The 23,215-nt window shown below is 65.1% G+C and carries 20 protein-coding genes; 7 read left to right on the forward strand and 13 right to left on the reverse strand.

The genetic code is table 11. The features are described from left to right. Positions 1-254 precede the first annotated feature (254 nt). From ftsZ to rpmB, 4 genes are all read right to left on the reverse strand, one after another. Complete coding sequence (gene ftsZ, locus ACVWY3_RS32085) at positions 255-1,514, reverse strand: cell division protein FtsZ (protein ID WP_456842042.1); 1,260 nt, start codon at positions 1,512-1,514, stop codon at positions 255-257. Positions 1,515-1,564: 50 nt separating this feature from the next. Next, the gene (locus ACVWY3_RS32090; RefSeq protein WP_456842043.1) at positions 1,565-2,176 is read right to left on the reverse strand and encodes a hypothetical protein; all 612 of its coding nucleotides are present in this window, start codon (positions 2,174-2,176) and stop codon (positions 1,565-1,567) included. A gap of 67 nt (positions 2,177-2,243) precedes the next feature. Continuing rightward, complete coding sequence (locus ACVWY3_RS32095) at positions 2,244-2,480, reverse strand: hypothetical protein (RefSeq protein WP_456842044.1); 237 nt, start codon at positions 2,478-2,480, stop codon at positions 2,244-2,246. Positions 2,481-2,808: 328 nt separating this feature from the next. Beyond that, the gene (gene rpmB, locus ACVWY3_RS32100; protein WP_456842045.1) at positions 2,809-3,117 is read right to left on the reverse strand and encodes a 50S ribosomal protein L28; all 309 of its coding nucleotides are present in this window, start codon (positions 3,115-3,117) and stop codon (positions 2,809-2,811) included. A gap of 466 nt (positions 3,118-3,583) precedes the next feature. On the opposite strand from rpmB, the gene ACVWY3_RS32105 reads away from it, so the two are divergent. From ACVWY3_RS32105 to ACVWY3_RS32125, 5 genes are all read left to right on the forward strand, one after another. Further along, on the forward strand, positions 3,584-4,444 hold the full coding sequence (locus tag ACVWY3_RS32105) for a DUF3108 domain-containing protein (protein WP_456843509.1): 861 nt from the start codon (positions 3,584-3,586) through the stop codon (positions 4,442-4,444). Positions 4,445-5,097: 653 nt separating this feature from the next. Further along, positions 5,098-8,472 carry a helicase-related protein gene (locus ACVWY3_RS32110; RefSeq protein ID WP_456842046.1) on the forward strand — a complete coding sequence of 1,125 codons (3,375 nt, stop codon included), beginning with the start codon at positions 5,098-5,100 and terminating at the stop codon, positions 8,470-8,472. A gap of 84 nt (positions 8,473-8,556) precedes the next feature. After that, positions 8,557-8,814 (forward strand): RNA-binding S4 domain-containing protein, encoded by a 258-nt coding sequence (locus tag ACVWY3_RS32115; protein ID WP_456843510.1) that lies wholly within the window; start codon positions 8,557-8,559, stop codon positions 8,812-8,814. Between the two features lie 132 nt (positions 8,815-8,946). Continuing rightward, the gene (gene fdxA, locus ACVWY3_RS32120; protein ID WP_456842047.1) at positions 8,947-9,285 is read left to right on the forward strand and encodes a ferredoxin FdxA; all 339 of its coding nucleotides are present in this window, start codon (positions 8,947-8,949) and stop codon (positions 9,283-9,285) included. 345 nt (positions 9,286-9,630) lie between these two features. After that, positions 9,631-10,443, forward strand: coding sequence for a CarD family transcriptional regulator (locus ACVWY3_RS32125; protein ID WP_456842048.1), 813 nt, complete (start codon positions 9,631-9,633; stop codon positions 10,441-10,443). A 307-nt stretch (positions 10,444-10,750) separates the two neighbouring features. Here the strand turns inward: ACVWY3_RS32125 and ACVWY3_RS32130 are convergent, their stop codons facing one another. From ACVWY3_RS32130 to cyoA, 7 genes are read right to left on the reverse strand one after another with little or no spacing between them, the layout of a single operon-like run. After that, entirely contained in the window at positions 10,751-11,284 is a 534-nt protein-coding gene (locus tag ACVWY3_RS32130; RefSeq protein ID WP_027565016.1) for a response regulator transcription factor, read from the reverse strand. Beyond that, the gene (locus tag ACVWY3_RS32135) at positions 11,274-12,665 is read right to left on the reverse strand and encodes an ATP-binding protein (RefSeq protein ID WP_456842049.1); all 1,392 of its coding nucleotides are present in this window, start codon (positions 12,663-12,665) and stop codon (positions 11,274-11,276) included. Before ACVWY3_RS32135 ends, ACVWY3_RS32130 begins: the two co-directional genes overlap by 11 nt. Next, positions 12,637-13,485, reverse strand: coding sequence for an SURF1 family protein (locus tag ACVWY3_RS32140; RefSeq protein ID WP_456842050.1), 849 nt, complete (start codon positions 13,483-13,485; stop codon positions 12,637-12,639). Before ACVWY3_RS32140 ends, ACVWY3_RS32135 begins: the two co-directional genes overlap by 29 nt. Next, positions 13,482-13,862, reverse strand: coding sequence for a cytochrome o ubiquinol oxidase subunit IV (gene cyoD, locus ACVWY3_RS32145; protein WP_456842051.1), 381 nt, complete (start codon positions 13,860-13,862; stop codon positions 13,482-13,484). Before cyoD ends, ACVWY3_RS32140 begins: the two co-directional genes overlap by 4 nt. Beyond that, positions 13,859-14,488, reverse strand: coding sequence for a cytochrome o ubiquinol oxidase subunit III (cyoC, locus tag ACVWY3_RS32150; protein WP_456842052.1), 630 nt, complete (start codon positions 14,486-14,488; stop codon positions 13,859-13,861). The genes cyoD and cyoC overlap by 4 nt, the downstream gene beginning before the upstream one ends. Beyond that, positions 14,489-16,486 (reverse strand): cytochrome o ubiquinol oxidase subunit I, encoded by a 1,998-nt coding sequence (cyoB, locus tag ACVWY3_RS32155; protein ID WP_456842053.1) that lies wholly within the window; start codon positions 16,484-16,486, stop codon positions 14,489-14,491. A gap of 11 nt (positions 16,487-16,497) precedes the next feature. Further along, the gene (cyoA, locus tag ACVWY3_RS32160; RefSeq protein ID WP_456842054.1) at positions 16,498-17,658 is read right to left on the reverse strand and encodes a ubiquinol oxidase subunit II; all 1,161 of its coding nucleotides are present in this window, start codon (positions 17,656-17,658) and stop codon (positions 16,498-16,500) included. Between the two features lie 180 nt (positions 17,659-17,838). Here cyoA and ACVWY3_RS32165 point away from each other — a divergent pair, with 180 nt between their 5' ends. Then, positions 17,839-19,167: an MFS transporter gene (locus tag ACVWY3_RS32165; protein WP_456842055.1), complete on the forward strand. Its 1,329-nt coding sequence runs from the start codon at positions 17,839-17,841 to the stop codon at positions 19,165-19,167. Positions 19,168-19,254: 87 nt separating this feature from the next. On the opposite strand, the gene ACVWY3_RS32170 is transcribed toward ACVWY3_RS32165, so the two are convergent. Continuing rightward, positions 19,255-20,646 carry a M48 family metalloprotease gene (locus ACVWY3_RS32170; RefSeq protein WP_456842056.1) on the reverse strand — a complete coding sequence of 464 codons (1,392 nt, stop codon included), beginning with the start codon at positions 20,644-20,646 and terminating at the stop codon, positions 19,255-19,257. A gap of 131 nt (positions 20,647-20,777) precedes the next feature. Beyond that, the gene (locus ACVWY3_RS32175) at positions 20,778-21,638 is read right to left on the reverse strand and encodes a thermonuclease family protein (RefSeq protein ID WP_456842057.1); all 861 of its coding nucleotides are present in this window, start codon (positions 21,636-21,638) and stop codon (positions 20,778-20,780) included. Between the two features lie 290 nt (positions 21,639-21,928). Between ACVWY3_RS32175 and ACVWY3_RS32180 the strand changes: the two genes are divergently transcribed. After that, on the forward strand, positions 21,929-23,137 hold the full coding sequence (locus ACVWY3_RS32180; protein WP_456842058.1) for an ABC transporter substrate-binding protein: 1,209 nt from the start codon (positions 21,929-21,931) through the stop codon (positions 23,135-23,137). Positions 23,138-23,215 lie beyond the last annotated feature (78 nt).

Here is a 23,215-nt window from a genome sequence, read left to right on the forward strand (position 1 = left end):
ACCCACAGCCTCACGCGCGGAGAGAACCCCTCACCCGGCTTCGCTATCGCGAAGCCACCCTCTCCCACAAGGGGAGAGGGTGATGCGCATCGAAAGATGCGATCCGCGGGAGAGAGATACGGTCTCACTGAGCGTAGCGGCCCCCTTCGCATCGCTAGGCGCGATCCGACTTCTCCCCGCTGGCAGAGGTGGACCTCTGACAGAGGACCGAACTTGATCTCATCGCGCTCTGGAGCCGCCTAGTAGCGACACGCTCAGTTGGCGGCGCGGCGCAGGAAGGCGGGGATATCGAGAATGCTTTCGTCGGCCATGTTGCGCGGGGATGATCGGCCGTAAGGATCGAGCGGCTGCGGCATCGCCTGGCGCGCATAGTCCGGATTCGGCCTTGCCGGTGGCCCCACTGGGTTATGCGGCTGCGGACGGAGCGGCGGGCTTTCCACGTGCGGAAGGCCAGCACTGCGCTCGATGCGATCGGCGATGCGGCGGCCGTCGTTGCGCAGCCGTCCGGCGAGCTGCGTGAGCGCGGTTTCCACCGCCGGCGCCTCGTGCGCCGGGTCGACATTGTCGATCCCGGTCGCCACCACCGAGACGCGGACGATGCCTTCGAGGCTTTCGTCGAACGAGGCGCCGACGATGATGTTGGCGTCCGGGTCGGCCTCGTCGCGAATGCGGGTGGCGGCTTCGTCGACCTCGTACAGCATGAGATCCTTGCCGCCGGTGATGGAGATGATGAGGCCGCTGGCGCGCTTGATCGAGGGGTTCTCGATCAGCGGATTGGAGATGGCCGCCACGGCGGCCGCGAGCACGCGCTTCTCGCCGGACGCCTCGCCCCGTCCCATCATGGCCTTGCCCTTCTCCCGCATCACGCAGAGAACGTCGGCAAAATCGAGGTTGATCAGGCCTTCCTTGACGATGAGGTCGCTGATGCAGGCGACGCCCGAATAGAGCACCTGGTCGGCCAGGGCAAAGGCATCGGCGAACGTCGTCTTCGCGCTGGCGACGCGGAACAGATTCTGATTCGGGATGATCAGGAGGGTGTCGACCGTCTTCAGCAGCTCCTCGATGCCGGCTTCGGCAAAGCGCATGCGGCGCTGGCCCTCGAAGTAGAACGGCTTGGTGACGACGCCGATGGTGAGGATGCCGAGCTCGCGCGCGGTCCTGGCGACGATCGGCGCAGCCCCGGTGCCGGTGCCGCCGCCCATGCCGGCCGTCACGAACACCATGTGCGCGCCGGTCAGATGCTCGCGGATCGTGTCGATGACCTCCTCGGCCGCGGCGCGTCCGAGTTCGGGCTGCGAGCCGGCGCCGAGGCCTGCGGTGACGTTGGTGCCGAGCTGGATCAGGCGCGTTGCCTTGGACATGGCAAGCGCCTGCGCGTCGGTATTGGCGACGACGAACTCGACGCCTTGCAGCCCGGCCGTGATCATGTTGTTGACGGCGTTGCCGCCGGCGCCGCCGACGCCGAACACGACGATGCGGGCCTTCATCTCGCGGATGTCGGTGATGTCAGTCATTCTGTCCTCGCGTTTGCTCCGGCGGCCGGGAATGGGTAAAGGTTCAAGTGCTACCTGCGAGCCGCGCGGTCTGCCTGCACGATCGCAGCGGCCAGATGTCCCAATCGAAGCGCGGCCTGTCCCGCGATCCCGCCGCCAGCGCGGCGACCGCTCCGCAAGTCCGCCACTTCGTCTTCCAGTCGTGCCGCCCACGCATTGGCTGCCGCCGTCTCGGCCGCCGCCTGCATCAGCTCGGCGGCCAGCCGATCGGCGCGCTCACGCTCGCGCTCGAACACGGCCCTGTAGGCGGTTGCGACCTCTTCGAGCCGCGCAACCTCCGCCTTGAGGGCCTCGATCTCCATAGCGTTTTCGCGCGAAGTGGCGGCGGGTTCGCGTGAAGAAAGCGCGTCAGAACAAGAATCAGAAGCGTTTTCCAGCGAAGTGGCGACCGGCTCGCGCGACGCCTCGATCTTTGCCGTGGCGGCATCGATATGGTCCGCCTGGCGGGCCCGTCGCGGGCGGGGCGTGTAGCGGAGCTCGGCGAGATCGACGCTCACCAGCGTCTTGCCGTCATCCGACCGCGAGCGCGGCAACCGGCGGCGTCTCGCCAACGACCGAGCGGCCTCGCGCGAGATATTCAGGCGGGCACTGAGATCAGCATACGTCAACAACGCAACGCACATCGGCACTTCTCCTGGAGCAAACCGGGAAGGCATTTCGAGCTAATGATGGCTGGACGATTACCGCAGGCTAGGCTGCGTTGGTTAATGGACGGTTAACGGGCGCGCGGTGGTGTTTACGGGTCTCCGCCAGCGGGTCGACCCCGGGATCGCAGAACACCATCTGCCGCGGCTGCGTCCTGTCGGTCTTGCGCAGGCAGCGATGGAGCTTCAGGACGTTGTAGGCGAGCCCCTGCGGTTGGTACCCTAACAGGCTCGCGATATCGTCCAATGATTTCGCTGTTTTAAGCTTGAGCAGTAATGACACTCGGCCCCCAATAAGAAGGGGCTTACAGGCACTCCTATGCGATCACCGAGCATTCACTGGTCAAACACTCGTCGCATTACGATTGCTCAGGAAGCAATCGAGATTTGGCATCTTTGTCTTATATCGCGATGCGCGATAACAACTCTGCCCGTAAGCCCCTGCCAATCATCTTGGACATCTATCGTTCAATCTGCAATTGAACTTTCAGCGCAGCTATCGATACCAAAACAAAAACGGCCGGATCTCTCGATCCGGCCGCAACGCAAACTCTTACTGGCTAAGCCTACGCCACGCGACGCAACCTAGCCCCCGCCCGATTTCAAAATCCTTAGCTGGCCTTCTTCGCAGGCTGAGTGTCGCCGACCTTCTTCTGGATGGCGCGCTTCAGCTCGACCGCGCGCGGGGAGAGCGTGTCGGTATTGGCCTTGAGCAGATAGGCATCCAAGCCGCCATTGTGGTCGACGCTCTTGACCGCGTTGGTGGAGACGCGCAGGCGCACGTTGCGGCCGAGGGCTTCCGAGATGAACGTCACGTTGACGAGGTTCGGCAGGAAGCGGCGCTTGGTCTTGATGTTGGAGTGGCTGACCTTGTGGCCGACGAGGGGGCCCTTGGCCGTCAGTTCGCAGCGGCGAGACATGGCATTATCCTTGGTTCGAGCCCCCAATGAGTTGCGGCCGCCATTCGGGGCGCCACAGGGGCAAATTCTCTGTCCTTGCAGGGAGCGGGCGGACGTATAGGGGGGAAGGGGCGGGACGTCAAGGTTTTGGGCGGGGTTTTGGGGGCGCGCACTATGCCCAGCCTCGGTGTCATCGCCCGGCTTGACCGGGCGATCCGGTACTCCGAGGCGGTGGTTGGAGTCGAGGGCCCCGCGGGGTACTGGATGCCCCGGTCAAGCCGGGGCATGACAGGGGAACAAGTGGCAAGAGCTTGCCACCCCCCGATCACCAAAACGGCAATGATTGAAACCCCTTACCATCACATAAAGGGCGCAATCGGGCTTGAAGAGTCGGCTCAAGTTCCAGGCTTGAGATGCCCGGACACATTGTGCGCCGCGGTTTTTGGCTTAAGTAACAGCCGTCGCGCCCCGATTGGATCGTTTCGTGCTGAGACTTCCCCGACTTGCGTCCCGGCCGCGCTCGGCCCGCCGGCTGGCCTTCGCGGCCCTTTGCGGGCTCGCGCTCGCGTGGGGCGCCGAGCCGGTAGCGGCGCAGGGCAAGCTCGAGGCGCAATATGAGGCGACGCTGGCGGGCATTCCCGTCGGCAAGGGCGCCTGGAACATCGATATCGGCGACGACGTGTTCGCGGCCGCGGCCAGTGGCGGCACCACCGGGCTTTTGAAGTCGTTCGCGGGCGGGTCCGGCACCGGCGCCTCGCAGGGGCGCGTCGTCAACGGCGCGCTGGTTGCGACCGGCTACCAGGCCTCCACCACCACCTCGAAGAAGACCGAAGAGATCCGCATAACGCTCGACAAGGGCAATGTGAAGGAGTTCGGCATCGTGCCGGAGCCGCCGGTCGATCCTGACCGCATCGTCGTCACCGACGCGCATCGCCGCGGCGTCTGGGACCCAATGACGGCCTCGCTGCTCCGCGTGCCCGGCACCGGCGATCCTGTCACGCCCGAGGCCTGCCACAACGCCGCCCCCGTGTTCGACGGCCGCATGCGCTACGACCTCAAGCTCGATTTCAAGCGCATGGAGACGGTGAAGGCGGAGAAGGGGTACCGGGGCCCGGTCGTGGTCTGCGCGCTCTATTTCGTGCCCGTGGCCGGCTACATCCCCGACCGCCCCGTGATCAAATATCTCGCCGCCCAGCGCAATATCGAGATCGCGTTCGCCCCGGTGGCGGGCACGCGAATCCTGGTCCCGTTCTGGCTGAAGGTTCCGACCCCCTTGGGGCCGGCGATGCTGGAAGCCACCAGCTTCATCACCTCGCCCCAGCCCCCGCGCGTGGCGAAGACGCAGTAGTTCCCGCTGCCCACCCTCCCCCTTCAGGGGAGGGTAAGAACACCAGCTATCTCAACCTCTTAACCGCCGCCACCCCGCCAGATGGGCGCGAGGCGCTGCTACTGTGCATGGGGTTGTTTTCGATTTTTGTTTCGAGGGCTCGAGAATTGCGAATCCGTTTGACTCCGCCCCGATTCTGATTCGACTCGGCGCCGTCCCCAACTTGAGCCTTTCCGTCCTCAAATCGTCGCTTGTGCGGCACACCAAAACTCCATCTAGTGCACACGCAAAACGAGTCCCGCGACATGTTGCGTGAACGTAACAGGACTCAACGGGGAGTCAGCGATTCGGCCGCGATTCGTTCTAGAGTCGTTCCGAAGCTTAAAGAGAACGGGAAAAGCGTCGCAAAGTGAGACAGTTGCGCGAGGTTTGGGAAGGCGGCTCCGACGCGCCCGGTGTCATCGCCCGGCTTGACCGGGCGATCCAGTCCGCCGAGGCGGATGTGGTTGAGCGGACAGGCCGCGGCACTGGATGCCCCGGTCAAGCCGGGGCATGACAGCGGAGGGTGGCGCGGCAGCCCAGCGACCGGAGACGGAGCCGACAGGCATCAGCCCCCAACACGCCCCATCCAGCACTGACATTCGCCCAAATCGCCATTACCTAATCCGATAGACATGGCCTTCTCTTCCTCCCCCTTCGCTTCCGAGCGCGCGCCCGGCGCTGGCGTCACTGCGGTGCTCGGGCCGACCAACACCGGCAAGACCCATCTCGCCATCGAGCGGATGCTGGCGCATCCCTCGGGCATGATCGGGCTGCCGCTGCGCCTCTTGGCGCGCGAGGTCTACAACAAGATCGCCGACCGCGCGGGTGTCGAGAGCGTCGCGCTGGTCACGGGCGAGGAGAAGATCAAGCCGAAGAACCCGCGCTATTGGGTCTCCACCGTCGAGGCGATGCCGCGCGACATCGACGTCTCCTTCCTCGCCGTCGACGAGATCCAGATCGCCTCCGATCTCGAACGCGGCCACGTCTTCACCGACCGCATCCTCAATCGCCGCGGCCGCGACGAGACGCTGCTGTTAGGGGCCGCGACGATGCGCCCAATCGTCGAGCGGCTGTTGCCCGGCGCCTCCATGATCACGCGGCCGCGCCTGTCCAGCCTCGAATTCGCCGGCGATCGCAAGATCACACGCCAGCCGCGCCGCACCGCCATCGTCGCCTTCTCCGCCGACGAGGTCTACGCCATCGCCGAGCTGATCCGCCGCCAGCATGGCGGCGCTGCCGTCGTTCTGGGCTCGCTCTCGCCGCGCACGCGCAATGCGCAGGTGGCGATGTTCCAGAACGGCGATGTCGACTATCTCGTCGCCACCGACGCGGTCGGCATGGGCCTCAATCTCGACGTCGACCACGTCGCCTTCGCCTCCGACCGCAAGTTCGACGGCTACCAGTTCCGCCGCCTGACCCCGGCCGAGTTCGCGCAGATCGCCGGCCGCGCCGGCCGCGCCACGCGCAACGGCACCTTTGGTACGACAGGGCGCTGCGCGCCGTTCGAGCCCGAGCTCGTCAACGCGCTCCAGAACCACACCTTCGATGTCGTGAAGATGCTGCAATGGCGCAACTCGAAGCTGGATTTCTCCTCGCTCGGCGCGCTCCAGGTGTCGCTGAACCTTGCCCCCGGCCATGACGCGCTGACGCGCGCCCCTGTTGCCGAGGACATGCGCGTGCTCGACCATGCCGCCCGCGACGTCGAGGTGCGCGATATCGCGCATGGCAAGGCCGCCGTGGAGCGGCTCTGGGAGGCCTGCCAGGTCCCCGATTACCGAAAGCTGTCGCCGGCGGCCCATGCCGAGCTGGTGACGACGCTCTATGGCTTCCTGATGCAGAAGGGCTGCATCCCCGATTCCTGGTTCGCAGCCCAGGTCGACCAGGCCGACCGCATCGACGGTGATATCGATACGCTGTCGGCCCGGATCGCGCAGATCCGCACCTGGACCTTCGTTGCCAACCGCCCGGACTGGCTGAAAGACCCCGAACGCTGGCAGGGGATCGCGCGGGAGGTCGAAAATAAATTATCGGATGCGCTCCATGAACGCTTGACTGAGCGTTTCGTTGATCGCCGGACCAGTGTATTGATGCGCCGCCTGCGGGAGAACACGAGCTTGAATACTGAAATCGGCAAGACCGGCGAAGTCATCGTCGAAGGCCATGTCATCGGCCGCCTCGATGGCTTCACCTTTGCACCGGATGCGGCGGAGGCCGGCTCCGATGCGAAAGCCTTGCAGGCTGCAGCGCAAGCGGTGCTCGCCGGCGAGATCAATGCGCGCGCCGAGAAATTGGGCAATGCGCCGGACGACCAATTCGTGCTGACCTCGGAAGGCATCATCCGCTGGACCGGCGATGCCGTGGCGCGGCTGTCTGCCGCGGACGACGCGCTGCATCCGCGCATCCGCATCATCTCCGACGAGCGCCTCACCGGCGGCCCCCGCGAGAAGGTGCAGGCCCGGCTCGAGCTCTGGCTCAAGACGCATATCGAAAAGCTGCTCGGCCCGATGTTCGAGCTGTCGAAGGCCGAGGACGTCACCGGCATTGCCCGGGGCATCGCCTATCAGCTGGTCGAGGCGCTCGGCGTGCTCGAGCGCCCGAAGATCGCGAGCGAGCTGAAGGATCTCGATCAGCCCTCGCGCGCGACCTTGCGCAAATACGGCGTCCGCTTCGGCGCCTATCACATCTATTTCCCCGGCCTCTTGAAGCCCGCCGCACGCGCGCTCGCCGCGCTGCTCTGGGCGCTGAAGCAGGACAATGTCGATCTGTCCTCGCTTTCGGGCGCGCAGCATCTGGCTTCGTCCGGCCGCACCTCGTTCCCGGTCGACAAATCTCTGCCGCGCGATGCCTATCGCGTGCTCGGGTACAAGCAGGCTGGCGAGCGCGCCGTGCGCGTCGACATCCTGGAGCGTCTTGCCGATCTGATCCGCCCGGCGCTGGCCTGGCGCGAGAACTCGCCCGGCGAAAAGCCCGCTGGCGCGTTCGACGGCCGCAGCTTCGTGGTGACGCAGGCGATGACCTCGCTCACCGGCTCCGCCGGCGAGGACTTTGCGTCCGTGCTGCGCGCGCTCGGCTATCGCATGGAGAAGCGCCCGCCGCTGCCGGTGAAGCCGGCGGCGCCTGCTGCGGAGACCGTTGCAGCCGAAACGCCGCCCAGTGAAGGCAGCGCGGAGACCTCGACCGAGATCGCCGCTGAAGCCGTCGCCGGTCTGCCGGCCGAGGCAGCCGCCTCTGATACGCCCTCTGCTGAAGCCGTCACCGTTGAAGACGCGCCCGGCATGGAGCAGCACGACGAGCCTGCGCACGAGGAGCCGGCGGTCGAAGCCTCACCCGAGGCTCCCGTCACGCCCGAAGACGCTCCGGGCATCGCGCCGCCGGCGGAAGAAGCCGTTGCGCCCACTGAGGCAACTGAGGCAAGCGGCCTCGAAGCCGCGCCCGCCGAGGCCGCTGCAACCGAAGCTGCCGCATCTGCAGATGCGGCTGCGCCTGCCGAGCCCGAGCTCGTCGAGGTCTGGCGTCCCGGCGGCCGTCACGAGGATCGCAAGCCGCGCCACGAGCGCCATCGCCATCAGCGTCACCACAACCAGGTGCGCCCGCAGGCCGGTGCTGAAGCGGGCAGCGCGCCCGCTGCAGCGAGCGCCGCGCCCGGCGGAGCCGCCGAAGGCGCGAAGCCGGGTCATCGTCACGGCGGTCATCGCCGGGATGGCAGGGATTTCCGCGAGGGCCGCGACGAAGGCGGCGGCGAGCGCCGCGAGCAGCGGGGCGACAACAACCGCCGCTTCGAGGGCAAGGATCGCGATCGCAACAAGGGCAAGCCCGGCGAGCGCGAGCACCGCGGCGGCCGCGACCGCGACAAGGGCCGCGATCGTCGCGACCGCGAGTCCGGTCCCTCGCTGCGTCCCTACGCCTCGAGCGCCGCCCCGCGCGAGCGCGATCGTCCCATCGATCCGAACTCGCCCTTCGCCAAGCTCGCCGCGCTGAAGGAGCAGCTGTCGGGGCGGAAGGAGTAGCATAGCGTTTTCAAGCGAAATGCGGAGCGGTTCGCGTGAAGAGAGCGCGTCAGAAGGAATAGAGCCACGACCGACCGGCAGCGCATCGACAAATGGCTGTGGCACGCGCGAGTGGTGAAGGCGCGCACCTCCGCGGCCGAGCTCGTCGAGTCCGGCCACGTCCGCGTCAATGGCGCGCGCGAAAAATCGCCAGGCCATGCGATCAAGATCGGTGATGTCCTCACCATCGCGCTCGATCGCACCGTGCGCGTGTTGAAGGTCATCGCCTTCAACGAGCGCCGCGGCGATGCCGCCTCGGCGCGCGTGCTCTACGAGGAGCTGAGCGAAGCAAAACGCAATTAATTGCGCCGCCAATTCATTTCTTGGTCGATCAATCACATAAAGCGGTCATGATCGGGCCTTCCCGACCTTGCGGCGCCGGGCCATCCGCGCTAGGCAAGCCGCGACTTTTAAAAGAGCTTTTCGGAGCGTTGGATGACTTACGTCGTCACTGAAAACTGCATCAAGTGCAAGTACACCGACTGCGTCGAGGTCTGCCCGGTCGATTGTTTTTACGAGGGTGACAACATGCTGGTCATCCATCCGGACGAGTGCATCGATTGTGGCGTGTGCGAGCCGGAATGCCCCGCCGACGCCATCAAGCCGGACACGGAACCGGGCCTGGAAAAGTGGCTCGAGGTCAACGCCGAATACGCCAAGAGCTGGCCGAACATCACCCAGAAGAAAGAATCACCCGCCGACGCCAAGGAGTTCGACGGGATGGATGGCAAGTTCGAGAAATATTTTTCTCCGAACCCCGGCTCCGGAGACTGAATCAGGGCCAAACTTAACCCTAATACCTTCGTCGGCGCCGAAAACCAGTCGTAAAAGCCCCTAAATCATTGATTTTTGCGGGAAATGTGCTATATTGGGCACATTGAGCCGAACCCCGTCAGCCCCGTTGGCCCCTCTGGGTTCCCGTGAAACCAAAATGTCGAACAGGGGCGTGGCAGTTTCCGCGCGCAGGCTGTGTCACAGAAAACGCGTAAAAAGAGTACTTCAGCGAGGGCTTCCCATAAGGAGGCCAAAAAAGTCGCCGCGGCCAGCCGTAGCGCATCCAAGGGTCGGACCGCGACGAAGGCGCCGGCTGCAAAGTCCTCGAAGAACAAAAGAAGCGCAATGCCTCACAAGACTGCCAAGCCGGCCGCGAAAGCGACCGTTTCCAAGCCTGTTGCTGCCAAGTCCGCTGCTGTTAAGGCTCATGCTGCGAAGCCCGCCGCGAAGGCCCCCGTTGCTGCTGCGCCTGCCAAGGCTCCCGTCGCTGCCGCCAAGCCGGCCGTGAAGGCCGCTGCTGCGCCGAAGGTCGAGGAAAAGAAGGTCGTGACCCAGCGTCAGGGCTTCAAGGCCAACGAATTCGTGGTCTATCCCGCTCACGGCGTCGGCCAGATCCTGGCCATCGAGGAGCAGGAGATCGCCGGCGCGAAGCTCGAGCTGTTCGTCATCAACTTCATCAAGGACAAGATGACGCTGCGCGTTCCGACCGCAAAGGTCGCCAATGTCGGCATGCGCAAGCTGTCCGAGCCCGCGCTGGTCAAGAAGGCGCTGGAGACGCTCAAGGGCCGCGCCCGCGTCAAGCGCACCATGTGGTCGCGCCGCGCCCAGGAATACGAAGCGAAGATCAATTCGGGCGATATCGTCGCGATCGCGGAGGTCGTGCGCGACCTCTACCGCTCGGAGTCGCAGCCGGAGCAGTCCTACAGCGAACGCCAGCTCTATGAAGCGGCGCTCGACCGTCTGTCCCGCGAGATCGCGGTGGTGCAGCACTCGACCGAGACCGAAGCGGTCAAGGAGATCGAGGCTCAGCTCGCCAAGAGCCCGCGCCGCGCCAATGCCAAGGCCGAAGCTGCCGAGGGCGAGGCCGATACGGATGCCGAGGGCGATACCGACGATACCGATGGCGACGACACCACCGTCGCTGACGAGGCCGCGTAAGCAGCTTCGTTACGCGCAAGCACATCAAAAGCCCGGCCGTTCGGCCGGGCTTTTGCTTGTGTGCGGCCTGGGATCATCGGTCCCCGTGAACCGGGAGAAGGCAGGTGCGCAAGGCAGCTCTCGCACAAATGACCAAGTTGATCTCGCGCGTGAAGCTCTGCCGCATCGAGGTCAATGCGCGCTTCGATCAGGACGGTGTTGACCTCAACTGTCACGTCGCGAGGCGAGATGCAGAAGCAGGCCGGTCATTTTTGCAGCCCGGATATCGCTTCGCCCATCCTGGGCTACGGCCGCGCTGCGCGATAGCCTATTTCACCGGCCGCTTCTCGAGCTTCCTCGCCAGCGTCCTGCGATGCATCCCCAATCGCCGCGCTGCCTCCGAAATATTAAAATCCGTCTCGATCAGGGTCTGGTGGATGCGCTCCCATTCCAGCGTCTTGATCGAGGTCGGCCGCGTGTCCAGCGCGACTTCGGCGTTGCCTTCGGCCCTGTTGAAAGCGGCCTCGATGTCGTCGGTATTGGAGGGCTTGGCGAGATAGTGGCAGGCCCCGAGCTTGATGGCTTCGACGGCGGTGGAGATGCTGGCAAAGCCTGTCAGCACCACGATCAGCATCTCCGGATCGTGCGTATGCAGCAGCTCGACGCAGGCGAGGCCCGAGGCGCCGCCGAGCTTGAGATCGACCACGGCATGGCCGAAGGATCGCTCCTCCAGCACCTTGCGGACCTCTTCGATCGATGCCGCCAGCACAACCTCGTAGCCGCGGCGCTCGAACGAGCGCTTCAGCGTGCGCGCGAAGCCGGCATCATCCTCCACGACAATGAGCGAGCGGTCAGGCGTCAAACTTGCCTCCGATCGCGAGCGTTGCGAGCGGCAGCGTCAGGCGCACGGTGGCGCCGCGCTTCCTGTGGTTCTCGGCGGTCACGGTGCCACCGAGCTTGCGTACGACGTTCACCACCAGGAATAGGCCGAGCCCGCCGCCGGCGCGGCCCTTGCTCGACTGATAGGGCTTGCCGAGCTGCGCCAGCATCTCCGGCGCGAAGCCCGGGCCGCGGTCGCTGATCGCCAGCACCAGATTGTCGCCCTCGCGCTCGGCCACGAGCTCGACCCAGTCGCGCGAGACCTCATAGGCGTTGTCGAGCACGTTGAAGATCACCTGCTTCAGCGCGATGTCGGAGACGATCGCGACGTCCTCGCCGAAGGTGTTGACGAAATAGAGCGTCCGCGCCGAGCGCGCGTCGCGCCATTCTTCGACCAGCGCGGTGACGAACGCCGTCACCGTGGTCGGCGAGGAGCCTTCGCCGCGCGCTTCGCCCGCCGACACCAGGATGCCCGTGACGATGGATTTGCAGCGCTGCAGCGAGGTCTCCATTTCCGAGAGGTCCTCGGCGAGCTCCTGGTCGGCGGCAAGATCCGGCATGCGGCGCCAATCGCTGAGGATCACCGACAGCGAGGCCAGCGGTGTACCGAGCTCATGCGCGGCGCCGGAGGCGAGCAGGCCCATGCGGACGATGTGGTCCTGCTCGGCCGCGTGCTGGCGGAGCGCCGCCAGATGCGCATCGCGTTGTCGCAGATTCCTGTTGATGCGGGTGACGAACACAACCAGCAACACCGCATTGAGCACGAAGCCCAGCAGCATGCCGGCGACGGTGAGCGTATAGGTTTCGCTCAGCGGGTTTGGCGGCAGGTCGAGCGGGCGATAGGCGATCGTCAGCCAGACGAAACTGGCGCAGGTCAGGGCGACCAGCGACCAGGTCGAACGCGCATCGAGCAGCACCGCGCCGAGCGTCACCTGGAGCAGGAACAGCGAGGTGAAAGGATTGGTGGCGCCGCCGCTGAGGTAGAGCTGCGCGGTGAGCGCAGCGACGTCGAGCATCAAGGCGACCAGCAGCTCGTTGCTGGAGATCGCGGCGCGATGGCGCACCCAGATCAGGCTGGATACATTGAGCAGCACCAGCGCACCGATCACCGCGCCCATTCGCTCCAGGGGCAGGGGAATGCCGAGCCAGAAATGCACGCCGCCGATGGTCACGATCTGGCCGATCACCGCGGTCCAGCGCAGCTGGATCAGCAGCGCCATGTTCTTGCGGTTGGTTTCGTCATCGGTCGGCGCAGCGCCGATCAGCTCGCCGCGCGCGTCCGCCTGCGATCGCAGCGTGACGGCGCCAGCGGCAAGCGTCGGCGTTGTTCCGTCGTCAGGCCTGTTCGACGATCGTTCCAGCATCTGATCCCGTCCTGCGGGCGGCGGCATCGGGGCCGCCAGCCGGTTCGTGGACGAAGCGCTTGCGGCGGAACAGCCCGCCGCCGAATGTGACAAAAAGCTTGCCGGCCAGCATGAAGGACAGGGCAAACCACGTCAGCGCGTAGATCAGGTGGTTATTGGGAAAGCGGATCACGGTCAATCCGCCGATCGGCCCGCCAGCGGTTTGTGATCCGGCGTCGGCGTCGACGAAGAAGGGCGCGACGTTGGTGAGGCGGCGTGCGGCCGCAATCGCCGCGACATCGCGCGAATACCAGCGGTTGTGCTGAGGCACGTTGTTTCGGAGGAATCCGCCCTTGGGCTCGGTCATGCGCAGGAGGCCGGTGATCTCGACCTCGCCGTCGGGATTGCCGGCCTGGCGCGTCGATGCGTCGCGCCGCTCGGTCGGCACGAAACCGCGGTTGACCAGGACCTGCGTGCCGTCATCGCGCTGAAGCGGCGTCAGCACCCAATAGCCCGGACCTTCCTCGGTCACGGCCTGAACCAGCGTCTCGCGGTCGTGCAGGAAGCGGCCAGCAAGGCTGACGTGCCTGTATTCGTCCTTCGCGGCGGTGACCGCAGACCATGACGCCGGCGCGGGGATCGGCTGGACCGGGGCATGGACGCGCTGCTCAACCCGGTCGATCAGCGCCAGCTTCCAGGCGCGTCGCTCGACCTGCCAGACGCCGAGCGCGATCAGAACGACGAAAGCCGCGAGCGAGAGGGCCGTGAGCCACAGGGAGGGGCGCGTAGCCTCGCCGCGCCTCCCCTTTGCCTTGCCCGTCACGGCTCCCGCGTCGCTCACTTCATTCCCGTCATCTGGTGGACCGGCATCATGTTGCTGTTGAGGTGGTTCATCACCCACAGCGAACCGGACAGCGCGATCACCACCATGACGATGGTGAAGATCAGCGCCATCATGCTCCAGCCGTTCTCGGAGGTGGTGTTCATGTGCAGGAAGTAGATCATGTGCACGACGATCTGCACGACCGCGAACGCCATGATCACGAGCGCGGTGATTTGCTTGCTCGGCAGCGCACCGCTCATCACCAGCCAGAACGGGATGGCGGTCAACACGACCGAGAGCACGAAGCCGAGCATATAGGTCGAGAACGTGCCGTGGGCGTGGCCGTCGCCGTGGTGATGGTCGTGCGCGCCGGCTGCGTGGGTATCGGTGCTCATCGCAGAACTCCCAGGAGATAGACGAAGGTGAAGACGCCGATCCAGACCACGTCGAGGAAGTGCCAGAACATCGACAGGCACATCAGGCGACGGCGGTTGGCCTCGATCAGGCCGAACTTCCAGACCTGCACCATCAGCGTCACCAGCCAGATCAGGCCGCAGGAGACGTGCAGGCCGTGGGTGCCGACCAGGGTGAAGAAGGCGGACAGGAAGGCGCTGCGCTGAGGCGTAGCGCCTTCATGGATCATGTGGGCGAACTCGGTGAGTTCGATGCCGATGAAGGCGAGGCCGAACAGACCGGTGATCGCCAGCCACATCTGGGTCTGGGCGATCTTGTTCTGCTGCATCGTCAGCATGGCGAAGCCGTAGGTGATCGACGACAGCAGCAGCATCGAGGTGTTCACCGCGACCAGGTTCAGGTCGAACAGGTCCTTCGGCGCGGGGCCGGCGGCGTAGTTGCCGCCGAGCACGCCGAAGGTGGCGAACAGGATCGCGAAGATGAGGCAGTCGCTCATCAGGTAGATCCAGAAGCCGAGCGAGGTGCTGTAGCCTTCCGGATGCGGGTGTTCGTCGGCGAGATAGAACAGCGGCTCGCCCGATTGGGTGGGTTTGACAGCAATGGTCATTTACTTGGCTCCGGCGAGCAGTTTGGTGCGCGCGTCCTCGGTCCGGATGACGTCCTCAGCCGGAATGTCGAAGTCGCGGTGATAGTTGAAGGTGTGGCCGATGCCGACGGCGAGCATCGCGATGAAACTCGCGGCCGCCAGCCACCACATGTACCAGATCAGGCCGAATCCCATCGCGGTGGCGAAGCCGGCGAGGATGATGCCGCTGCCCGTGCTGCTCGGCATATGGATCGGCTTGAAGCCGGAGAGCGGACGCTGGTAGCCGCGCTTTTTCATGTCCCACCACGCGTCATTGTCGTGAACGACGGGGGTGAAGGCGAAGTTGTAGTCCGGCGGCGGCGAGGAGGTCGCCCATTCCAGCGTGCGCGCATCCCAGGGATCGCCGGTGACGTCCTTGAGCTGCTCGCGCTTGAGCAGGCTGACCGCGAACTGCATCAGCATGGACAGGATGCCGAGGAAGACGAGGCCGGCGCCGATCGCGGCGATGACGAACCAGATTTGCAGGGACGGATCGTCGAACACGCGCAGGCGGCGGGTCACGCCCATCAGGCCGAGCACATAGAGCGGCATGAAGGCGAGGTAGAAGCCGGTGACCCAGAACCAGAACGACAGCTTGCCCCAGAACGGATCGAGCTTGAAGCCGAACGCCTTCGGGAACCAGTAGTTGATGCCGGCGAACGCACCGAACACCACGCCGCCGATGATCACGTTGTGGAAGTGGGCGATCAGGAACAGGCTGTTGTGCAGCACGAAGTCGGCCGGCGGCACCGCGAGCAGCACGCCGGTCATGCCGCCGATCACGAAGGTCAGCATGAAGGCGATCGTCCAGAGCATCGGAAGCTCGTAGCGGATGCGGCCGCGATACATCGTGAACAGCCAGTTGAACATCTTCGCGCCCGTCGGGATCGAGATGATCATCGTGGTGATGCCGAAGAACGAATTGACGCTGGCGCCCGAGCCCATCGTGAAGAAGTGGTGAAGCCAGACCAGGTACGACAGGATGGTGATGACGACCGTGGCGTAGACCATCGAGGTGTAGCCGAACAGGCGCTTGCCGGAGAAGGTCGAGGTCACCTCGGAGAAGATGCCGAAGGCGGGGAGAACCAGGATGTAGACCTCGGGGTGACCCCAGATCCAGATCAGGTTCACGTACATCATCGCGCTGCCGCCGAAATCGTTCGTGAAGAAGTTGGTGCCGACGTAGCGGTCGAGCGAGAGCAGCGCGAGCACGACGGTCAGCACGGGGAAGGAGGCGACGATCAGGACGTTGGTGCAGAGCGAGGTCCAGGTGAACACCGGCATCTTCATCATGGTCATGCCGGGGCAGCGCAACTTGACGATGGTGCAGATCAGGTTGATGCCCGATAGCGTCGTGCCGACGCCGGCGACTTGCAGCGCCCAGATGTAATAGTCGACGCCGACGTCAGGACTGTAGCCGATGTTGGAGAGCGGCGGATAAGCCAGCCAGCCGGTGCGGGCGAACTCGCCGATGAATAGCGAGGCCATCACCAGCACCGCGCCGCCGACCGTCATCCAGAAGCTGAAATTGTTCAGAAACGGGAACGACACGTCGCGCGCGCCGATCTGAAGCGGCACGACGTAGTTCATCAGGCCGGTGACCAGCGGCATCGCCACGAAGAAGATCATGATCACGCCGTGGGCGGTGAAGACCTGGTCGTAGTGATGGGCGGGGAGGAAGCCTTCGGAGCCGCCGAACGCCATCGCCTGCTGCGCACGCATCATGAGAGCGTCTGCGAAACCGCGCAACAGCATCACGATGCCGAGGATCATGTACATGATGCCGATGCGCTTGTGGTCCACGGTGGTGAACCACTCACGCCACAGATAGCCCCACAGGCGGAAGTAGGTCAGGCCGGCGAGCAGCGTGACGCCGCCGAGGGCCACCACCGCGAAGGTGCCGACGAGGATCGGCTCGTGCAGCGGCAGCGAATCGAAGCCGAGGCGGCCGAAGATGAGCTTGAGAAGATCAGGAGACATGCTGGATCTCTTTAGGAGTCTGACTTCGGACGCTGTCCGAGGAAGAAGGACGAGGACCTCAGCGGCGTGAAAGTCGGCCGCTTCAGGCCGGCGCCGAGCAGCGGCGCGGTGTCGAGCGGCGCCTTGATCGCCGCCGTGGTCTGGCCCTGCGGCGCATCCGGCGTGCAGGTACCGGCGACGAAAGTCGGTTCGGGTCCGAACGGAGTGCCGCGGCGGGCGTACTTGTCGTAGGTGAGCGGCAGGGTGTTGTTCAGGCCCTCATGGCCGTTGCCGCCCTTGGCGTCGATCGCCATCATCTCGCTCTGGCACATCTTGCCGGTCTCGACGCACATGTTGAGGATCAGGCGGTAGAGATCGGCATCGACCGTGCCGTAGCGGCGCACCGGCTCGTTCTCGCTCGGCTTCTCGAGCTGGAGATATTCGGCGCGGCCGAGCGAGCCGCCGGCCGATCTGGCCTGCGCGACCCAGGCATCAAAGCCCTTGTCGTCGAGGCCCTGGAAGTTGAAGTGCATGCCGGAGAAGCCGGCGCCGCTGTAGTTGGCCGAAAAGCCCTTATAGGTGCCGGCGTGATTCACCACGGCGTGGAGCTTGGTCTCCATGCCCGGCATCGCATAGATCTGGCCGGCGAGCGCGGGGATGTAGAACGAGTTCATCACCGAGGAGGCGGTGATGCGGAAGTTGATCGGACGATCGACCGGCGCGGCGAGGTCGTTGACGGTGGCGATGCCGTAGTCCGGATAGATGAAGAGCCACTTCCAGTCGAGCGCGACGACGTCGACCTCGAGCGGGGCCTTGGACTGGTCGATGGCGCGGTCGGCATGGATGCGGCCGAGCGTGCGATAGGGGTCGAGCAGATGCGTGCCCATCCAGGTCAGCGCGCCCAGGCAGACGATGATCAGAAGCGGCGCCGACCAGATCACCAGCTCGAGCTTGGTCGAGTGATCCCATTCCGGCTCATAGCGGGCCGAGGTGTTGGACTGGCGGTAGCGCCAGGCGAACAGCACCGTCAGCGCCATCACGGGGACGACGATCAGAAGCATCAGGACGGTGGAGATGATGACGAGGTCGCGCTGCTGGGCAGCGATGTCGCCGGCTGGCGCCAGCACGACATAGTTGCAGCCGCTGAGCGCGACTGCCAGGGGTAGTAGTGCCAGGATCTTGAGACGAGACACGGGCCGAGCCTTTGAAAATGAGTTTCCTTTGCGGGGCCAACGGGTAGCTGCGGCGCAACAATCCGGACATTGGACAATTTGTCCAATGTTGCACTGCGGGATGTTGGGTCAGACAGGCCCAGATTGCCTGGCGTCCGCCGGGCGGTCGGCTTTGGTTTTCAGGACGTTAAGGGCGCACGAATGGCGACGGCACAGACCCCCGCAATGGCAGACCTCCACTCGGGCGAGCACGGCCACGACCAGGCCAGTCCCGGCGAGATCGCCATCGGCGTCATCATCGGCCGCACCTCGGAATTCTTCGACTTTTTCGTGTTCGCGATCGCCTCGGTGATCGTGTTCCCGCGCCTGGTCTTCCCGTTCACGAGCGAGCTGACCGGCACGCTCTATTCCTTCATGATCTTCGCGCTGGCCTTCATGGCCCGGCCGATCGGCACCGTGATTTTCATGACCATCGACCGGAGCTACGGCAAGACCGCCAAGCTGGTCTCGGCGTTGTTCCTGCTCGGCACCGCCACCGTGGCGCTCGCTTTCCTGCCCGGCTATCACGACATCGGCGTCGCCGCGATCTGGCTGCTGGCGCTGGCGCGCATCGCGCAGGGTCTGGCCTGGGGTGGCGCCTGGGACGGCATGGCCTCGCTACTGGCGCTGAACGCGCCGCCGTCGAAGCGCGGCTGGTACGCGATGGTGCCGCAGCTCGGCGCACCGCTCGGGCTGATCGTGGCGAGCGCACTGTTCGCCTATTTCGCCGGCAACCTCTCGGCCGATGATTTCTTCGACTGGGGCTGGCGCTATCCGTTCTTCGTTGCCTTCGCCATCAACGTCGTGGCGCTGTTCGCCCGGCTGCGCATGGTGACGACGGAAGAATACGCTTCCCTGTTCGAGACCCGCGAATTGCAGCCCTCGCGCATCTCCGAGACGGTTGCGCGGGAAGGCCAGAACATCATGCTCGGCGCCTTCGCGCCGCTGGCGAGCTTCGCCCTGTTCCACATGGTCACTGTGTTTCCGCTGTCCTGGGTGTTCCTGTTCACCCGCGAGAGCCCGGTGCGCTTCCTGATCATCGAGATCGTCGCCGCCGTGTTCGGCGTCGCCGCGATCGTGGTCTCCGGCATCATCGCCGACCGTGTTGGCCGCAAGTCGCTCTTGATGGGTTCGGCGATCGCGATCGCGATCTACAGCGGCTTTGCCCCGCAGCTGCTCGACGCCGGCGCGTTCGGCGAGACCATCTACATGGTGATCGGCTTCATCCTGCTCGGCCTGTCGTTCGGCCAGTCCTCGGGTGCGATCGCCTCGAATTTCCGCCAGGCCTATCGCTACACCGCCTCGGCGCTGACCTCGGATATGGCCTGGCTGTTCGGCGCGGGCTTTGCGCCGCTGGTCGCGCTGCTGCTCGCCACCAATCTCGGCGTCATCGCCTCGGGTGCGTATCTGCTGTCCGGCGCATTCTGGACCTTGCTCGCGCTCTGGCTCAGCGGCCAGCGCGAGGCCGGCGATATGGACGCGGGCCGCTGATCGGCACGCGGAACGCATAGCTACTTGTGGCTCGATATCGGGGTTCGGGTAGCGCGGCGCCCCGAGATGACGCGCGCTTAGCGCGCGTCAATCCGCGACGATCTTCACGCGGTCGCGGACCTTCACCTGCGCGGTGCGGTCGAGGCCGTTCAGCACGCGGAAGCGTTCGGCCGGATGATCGACGCCGGCCATGCGGTGGGACAGCGATTCCACGGTGTCGCCCGGCTGCACGGTGATGACCTTGATGCGCAGCGGGCGCGCAGCCTGGATCTCGTCGAGCGTCAGGCGGCGGAATGAGTTGACGGTCTCGCGCGCGTTGCGCTCGCTCTCGGTCGATTTCTGCCGGGCCGCGAAGATGAAGCGGTAGACGTCGCTGCCGAAGCGCAGTGCGTAGACCTTGAACTGCCACTGGTCGCCCTTCGCGGTGACGGAGGAGGCCGGAAAACCGTTGATCGTGATGTCCTCGGTCGAAGCCTTCTCGACGCCCTCCATCCAGCCGGAATTGAGGTAGTCGCCGAGCGACTGCTCGGCCGGCACGCGCACGACGTCGAAGCGCATCGCCTGCGAGCCGCCGTCACGTACGCCGATCACCGCCTGCGCGGTGTTGTCGAGCGTGAAATTATCAGGCGCCTGGAAGGTGAAGCCGAGCTTGGGATGCAGGAATCTGCGGCCGCGCACGAAGCCTTCGCTGGGGTCCTCGCCGTAGACGAGGTTGTCGATCGCGGCGAGGTAGCTCTCGCGCTCGCGCTCGGCGCCCTCGGGTGCCGAATATTGCCGCGCGATGGCCTGTGCGTTCTGCACGCGCTCCGGGGTAGCCGGATGCGACGAAGTGAAATCCTGGGCGCGCGGATCGAGCGAGGTCTTGCCGGCCTTCAGCTCGGCATTGCGCTCCATCGCCGAGAGGAAGCGCGCGGCACCATAGGGATCGAAATGCGCCTTGGCGGAAATGCCGACGCCGATGCCGTCGGCCTCGAACTCCTGGTTGCGCGAGAAGCTCGCCATGGTGAGCTTGGTCTTGGCGAGGGCGAGCGCGGTGAGATCGGGATCGTTGCTCATGTCGGTGACGACACGGGTGACGATCGCGGCCTGGCGCGCCTGGTCCTCGCGCATGGCGGCGTGCTTGGACAGCACATGCGCCATCTCGTGGCTGAGCACGGAGGACAATTCCGAGGTGTCGCTCGCAAGCGCAAGCAGGCCGCGCGTGACATAAAGCTGTCCGTTCGGCAGCGCGAAGGCGTTGACCGCGCCGGAATTGAGGATGGTGACCTTGTAGCCCTGGTCGGGTCGGTCGGACGCCGCGACCAGCCGGTCGACAGTCTTGCTGACGAGCGCCTCGAGCTTGGGGTCGTCATAGGTGCCGCCATAGCTCGCCAGGATGCGCTCGTGCTCCTTCTCGGTGGCGGGGGTCTGCGCGACGGCCGGCTTCGGCTTGGGCAGGGCGACCGTCGGCGGCGCGGCTGCGGTCTGGAACCGATTCATGTCGCCGCAACCAGCGAGGAGCCCGCCCAGCGCCAGGCAAAGCGCGGCCGGCGCAGCCCGCAGGCGGCGGCAATCACCTCGTCCGTGCCGTTCTAGCACCCCATTCACGTCGATTAACCCGTGCCCGGCCGTTAAGGCCTTACCCCAGTAGGCTCGTTTGCGCCCAGCAATTCAACCTGTCCCAAGAGACGCACATCGATACGCGGCCCCGTCGTCCCCTCAATCCAGCCCCTGACTCGAATCCGTCGATTCTCCAGGGACTTAAGGGAGATCCCCGCGCCCTCAAAGGTTGGTAACACGCGCTTTGAAATAGTCACGGCGAAGCCGCGTGTCCAGTTCCGCCCGAAGTTGAGGTAGGTCATTGCCCCAGCTTGCCGGACCGACAGGACTTTGCCTTCGACCACCATAAAGCGCCCGATCCCGGCCAAAATATCGTCCGAACTTTCCGCGTTTTTTATGGCCGACGGGTCAGCCCAGCTGCCCATTTTTTGGCGCCGGGCGGCGGCCTCCGACGCCGTCAGGGCCGCCGCGCGGTCCTTGTCCGTGACCTCGCCGGAGACGAGAGCGTCGCCCTGGGCGAGCAGCATGGCCTGCACGGAGACCTCGCTCTCGCCGATGAACACCAGTGCACCTTGCCGGCCATAGCGGTCGGGCGTGTCGTCACTGCCGCGCAGGATCACGTCGCGGCCGGTGAGCAGCGATGTCAGCGCCTGCTTGGTCGTTGCGGTCGCCTCGATCCCGGTGAGGCGCACTTCGCGTCCGTCGTCGAGACGCACGCTGCGTGCATCGGTGATTCCCGCGACGCGGCCCTCGCCCTGCGTGTCGAATTGGCATGGCGCGGCGAACGCCGTGTCACCCGCGACGAGAAAAAATGCGACGATGAGATGAAGCAGTCGCGTCACGTGACCCGGAGAGATTGCGTTACGCGGTGACCTTAACTCAAACGTAGTGAATGGCGAAGGGGCACTCGTAGCGTGGGCAAAGCGAAGCATGCCCACGTCTTTGGTTCGATGCGCCGCTTGGTGGGCACGGCGCGAAGAGCGCCTCTGCTCACCCTACGGCAGGCGCGCGATGCTATGTCATTGCCTCACGCTCGCTCGCAAACAACAACGCGGCAACGTCTTGCGTCTTCCGACCATTCCGCTTTGCGGAAAACGCGTGCCGTCACGAAAGCTGCGTAGCGGCCGCGCTTGCTGCGCTGTCGCGCATGCGGCATGATCGCGGCAACATCAATAACCAAGCCGCCATCAGAGCAACGGCGCGATAACGGGAGGTCCTTTCCATGAAGCATGTTTGGGCGCACATTTTTGCCGCCGCGTTTGCCCTGAGTGCGAGCGCCGCCGCGCAAGCCCAGGACAAGCCCCCGCTCAAGATCGGCGGCATCCTCGATATGTCGAGCCTTTATGCCGACATCACCGGCCCTGGCAGCGAGACCGCGGCCAAGATGGCGGTGGAGGATTTCGGCGGCGAGGTGCTGGGACGCAAGATCCAGGTGTTGGCGGCCGACCATCTCAACAAGGCCGATCTGTCCGCCAACATCGCGCGCGACATGATCGACAATCAGGGCGTCGAGATGATCTACGACGTCGCGGCCTCCGCGACTGCGCTCGCCGCCGGCGAGATCGCGAAGGCGCGAGGCAAGATCATCATGTTCAACGGCCCCGGCTCGATCCGTCTCACCAACGAGGCCTGCGGTCCGTACACCATCCACTACGTGTTCGACACGTTCGGCCAGGCCAATGTGACCGGCCTTGCGACCGTGAAGTCGGGCCTCGACACCTGGTTCTTCCTCACCGCCGACTATGCCTTCGGTCAGGACCTGGAGAAGGACACCAGCGCCGTCGTGACCAAGACCGGCGGCAAGGTGCTCGGCAGCGTGCGCCATCCGCTCAACACGTCGGACTTCTCGTCGTTCCTGCTCCAGGCGCAGTCCTCCAAGGCCAAGGTGATCGGCCTCGCCAACGCCGGCGGCGACACTGTCAACGCGATCAAGCAGGCCGCCGAATTCGGCATAACCAAGGGCGGCCAGAAACTGTCGCCGCTGCTCGCCTTCGTCACCGACATCGATTCGATCGGGCTCGAGACCGCGCAGGGCCTCCTGCTGGCCGAGGCCTTTTACTGGGACATGAACGACGAGACGCGCGCTTTCTCGAAACGCTTTCAAGAGCGCGTCAAGCGGCCGCCGACTTCGGCACAGGCCGGCGTCTATTCCTCCGTCACGCATTATCTGAAGGCGGTGAAGGCGGCGGGTACGACCGACGCCGCCGCGGTCATGAAGGTGATGAAGGAGACGCCGATCAACGACTTCTTCGCACATAACGGCAAGATCCGCGAGGACGGCCGCATGGTGCACGACATGTACCTGTTCGAGGTGAAGAAGCCGTCGGAGTCCAAGGGCCGCTGGGACGATTACAAGCTGCTCGCCACCGTGCCGGGCAGCGAGGCGTTCCAGTCGCCGGAGCAGTCGCGCTGCCCGCTGGTGAAGAAGTGACGGCGTGACGTAAGTCACGACACCATCCCGGGCGCGGAGCGAGCCCGGGATCTCGAGGTTCTCAGGTGCGCAATTGCG

The sequence above is a fragment of the Bradyrhizobium sp. USDA 4486 genome (assembly GCF_054057995.1).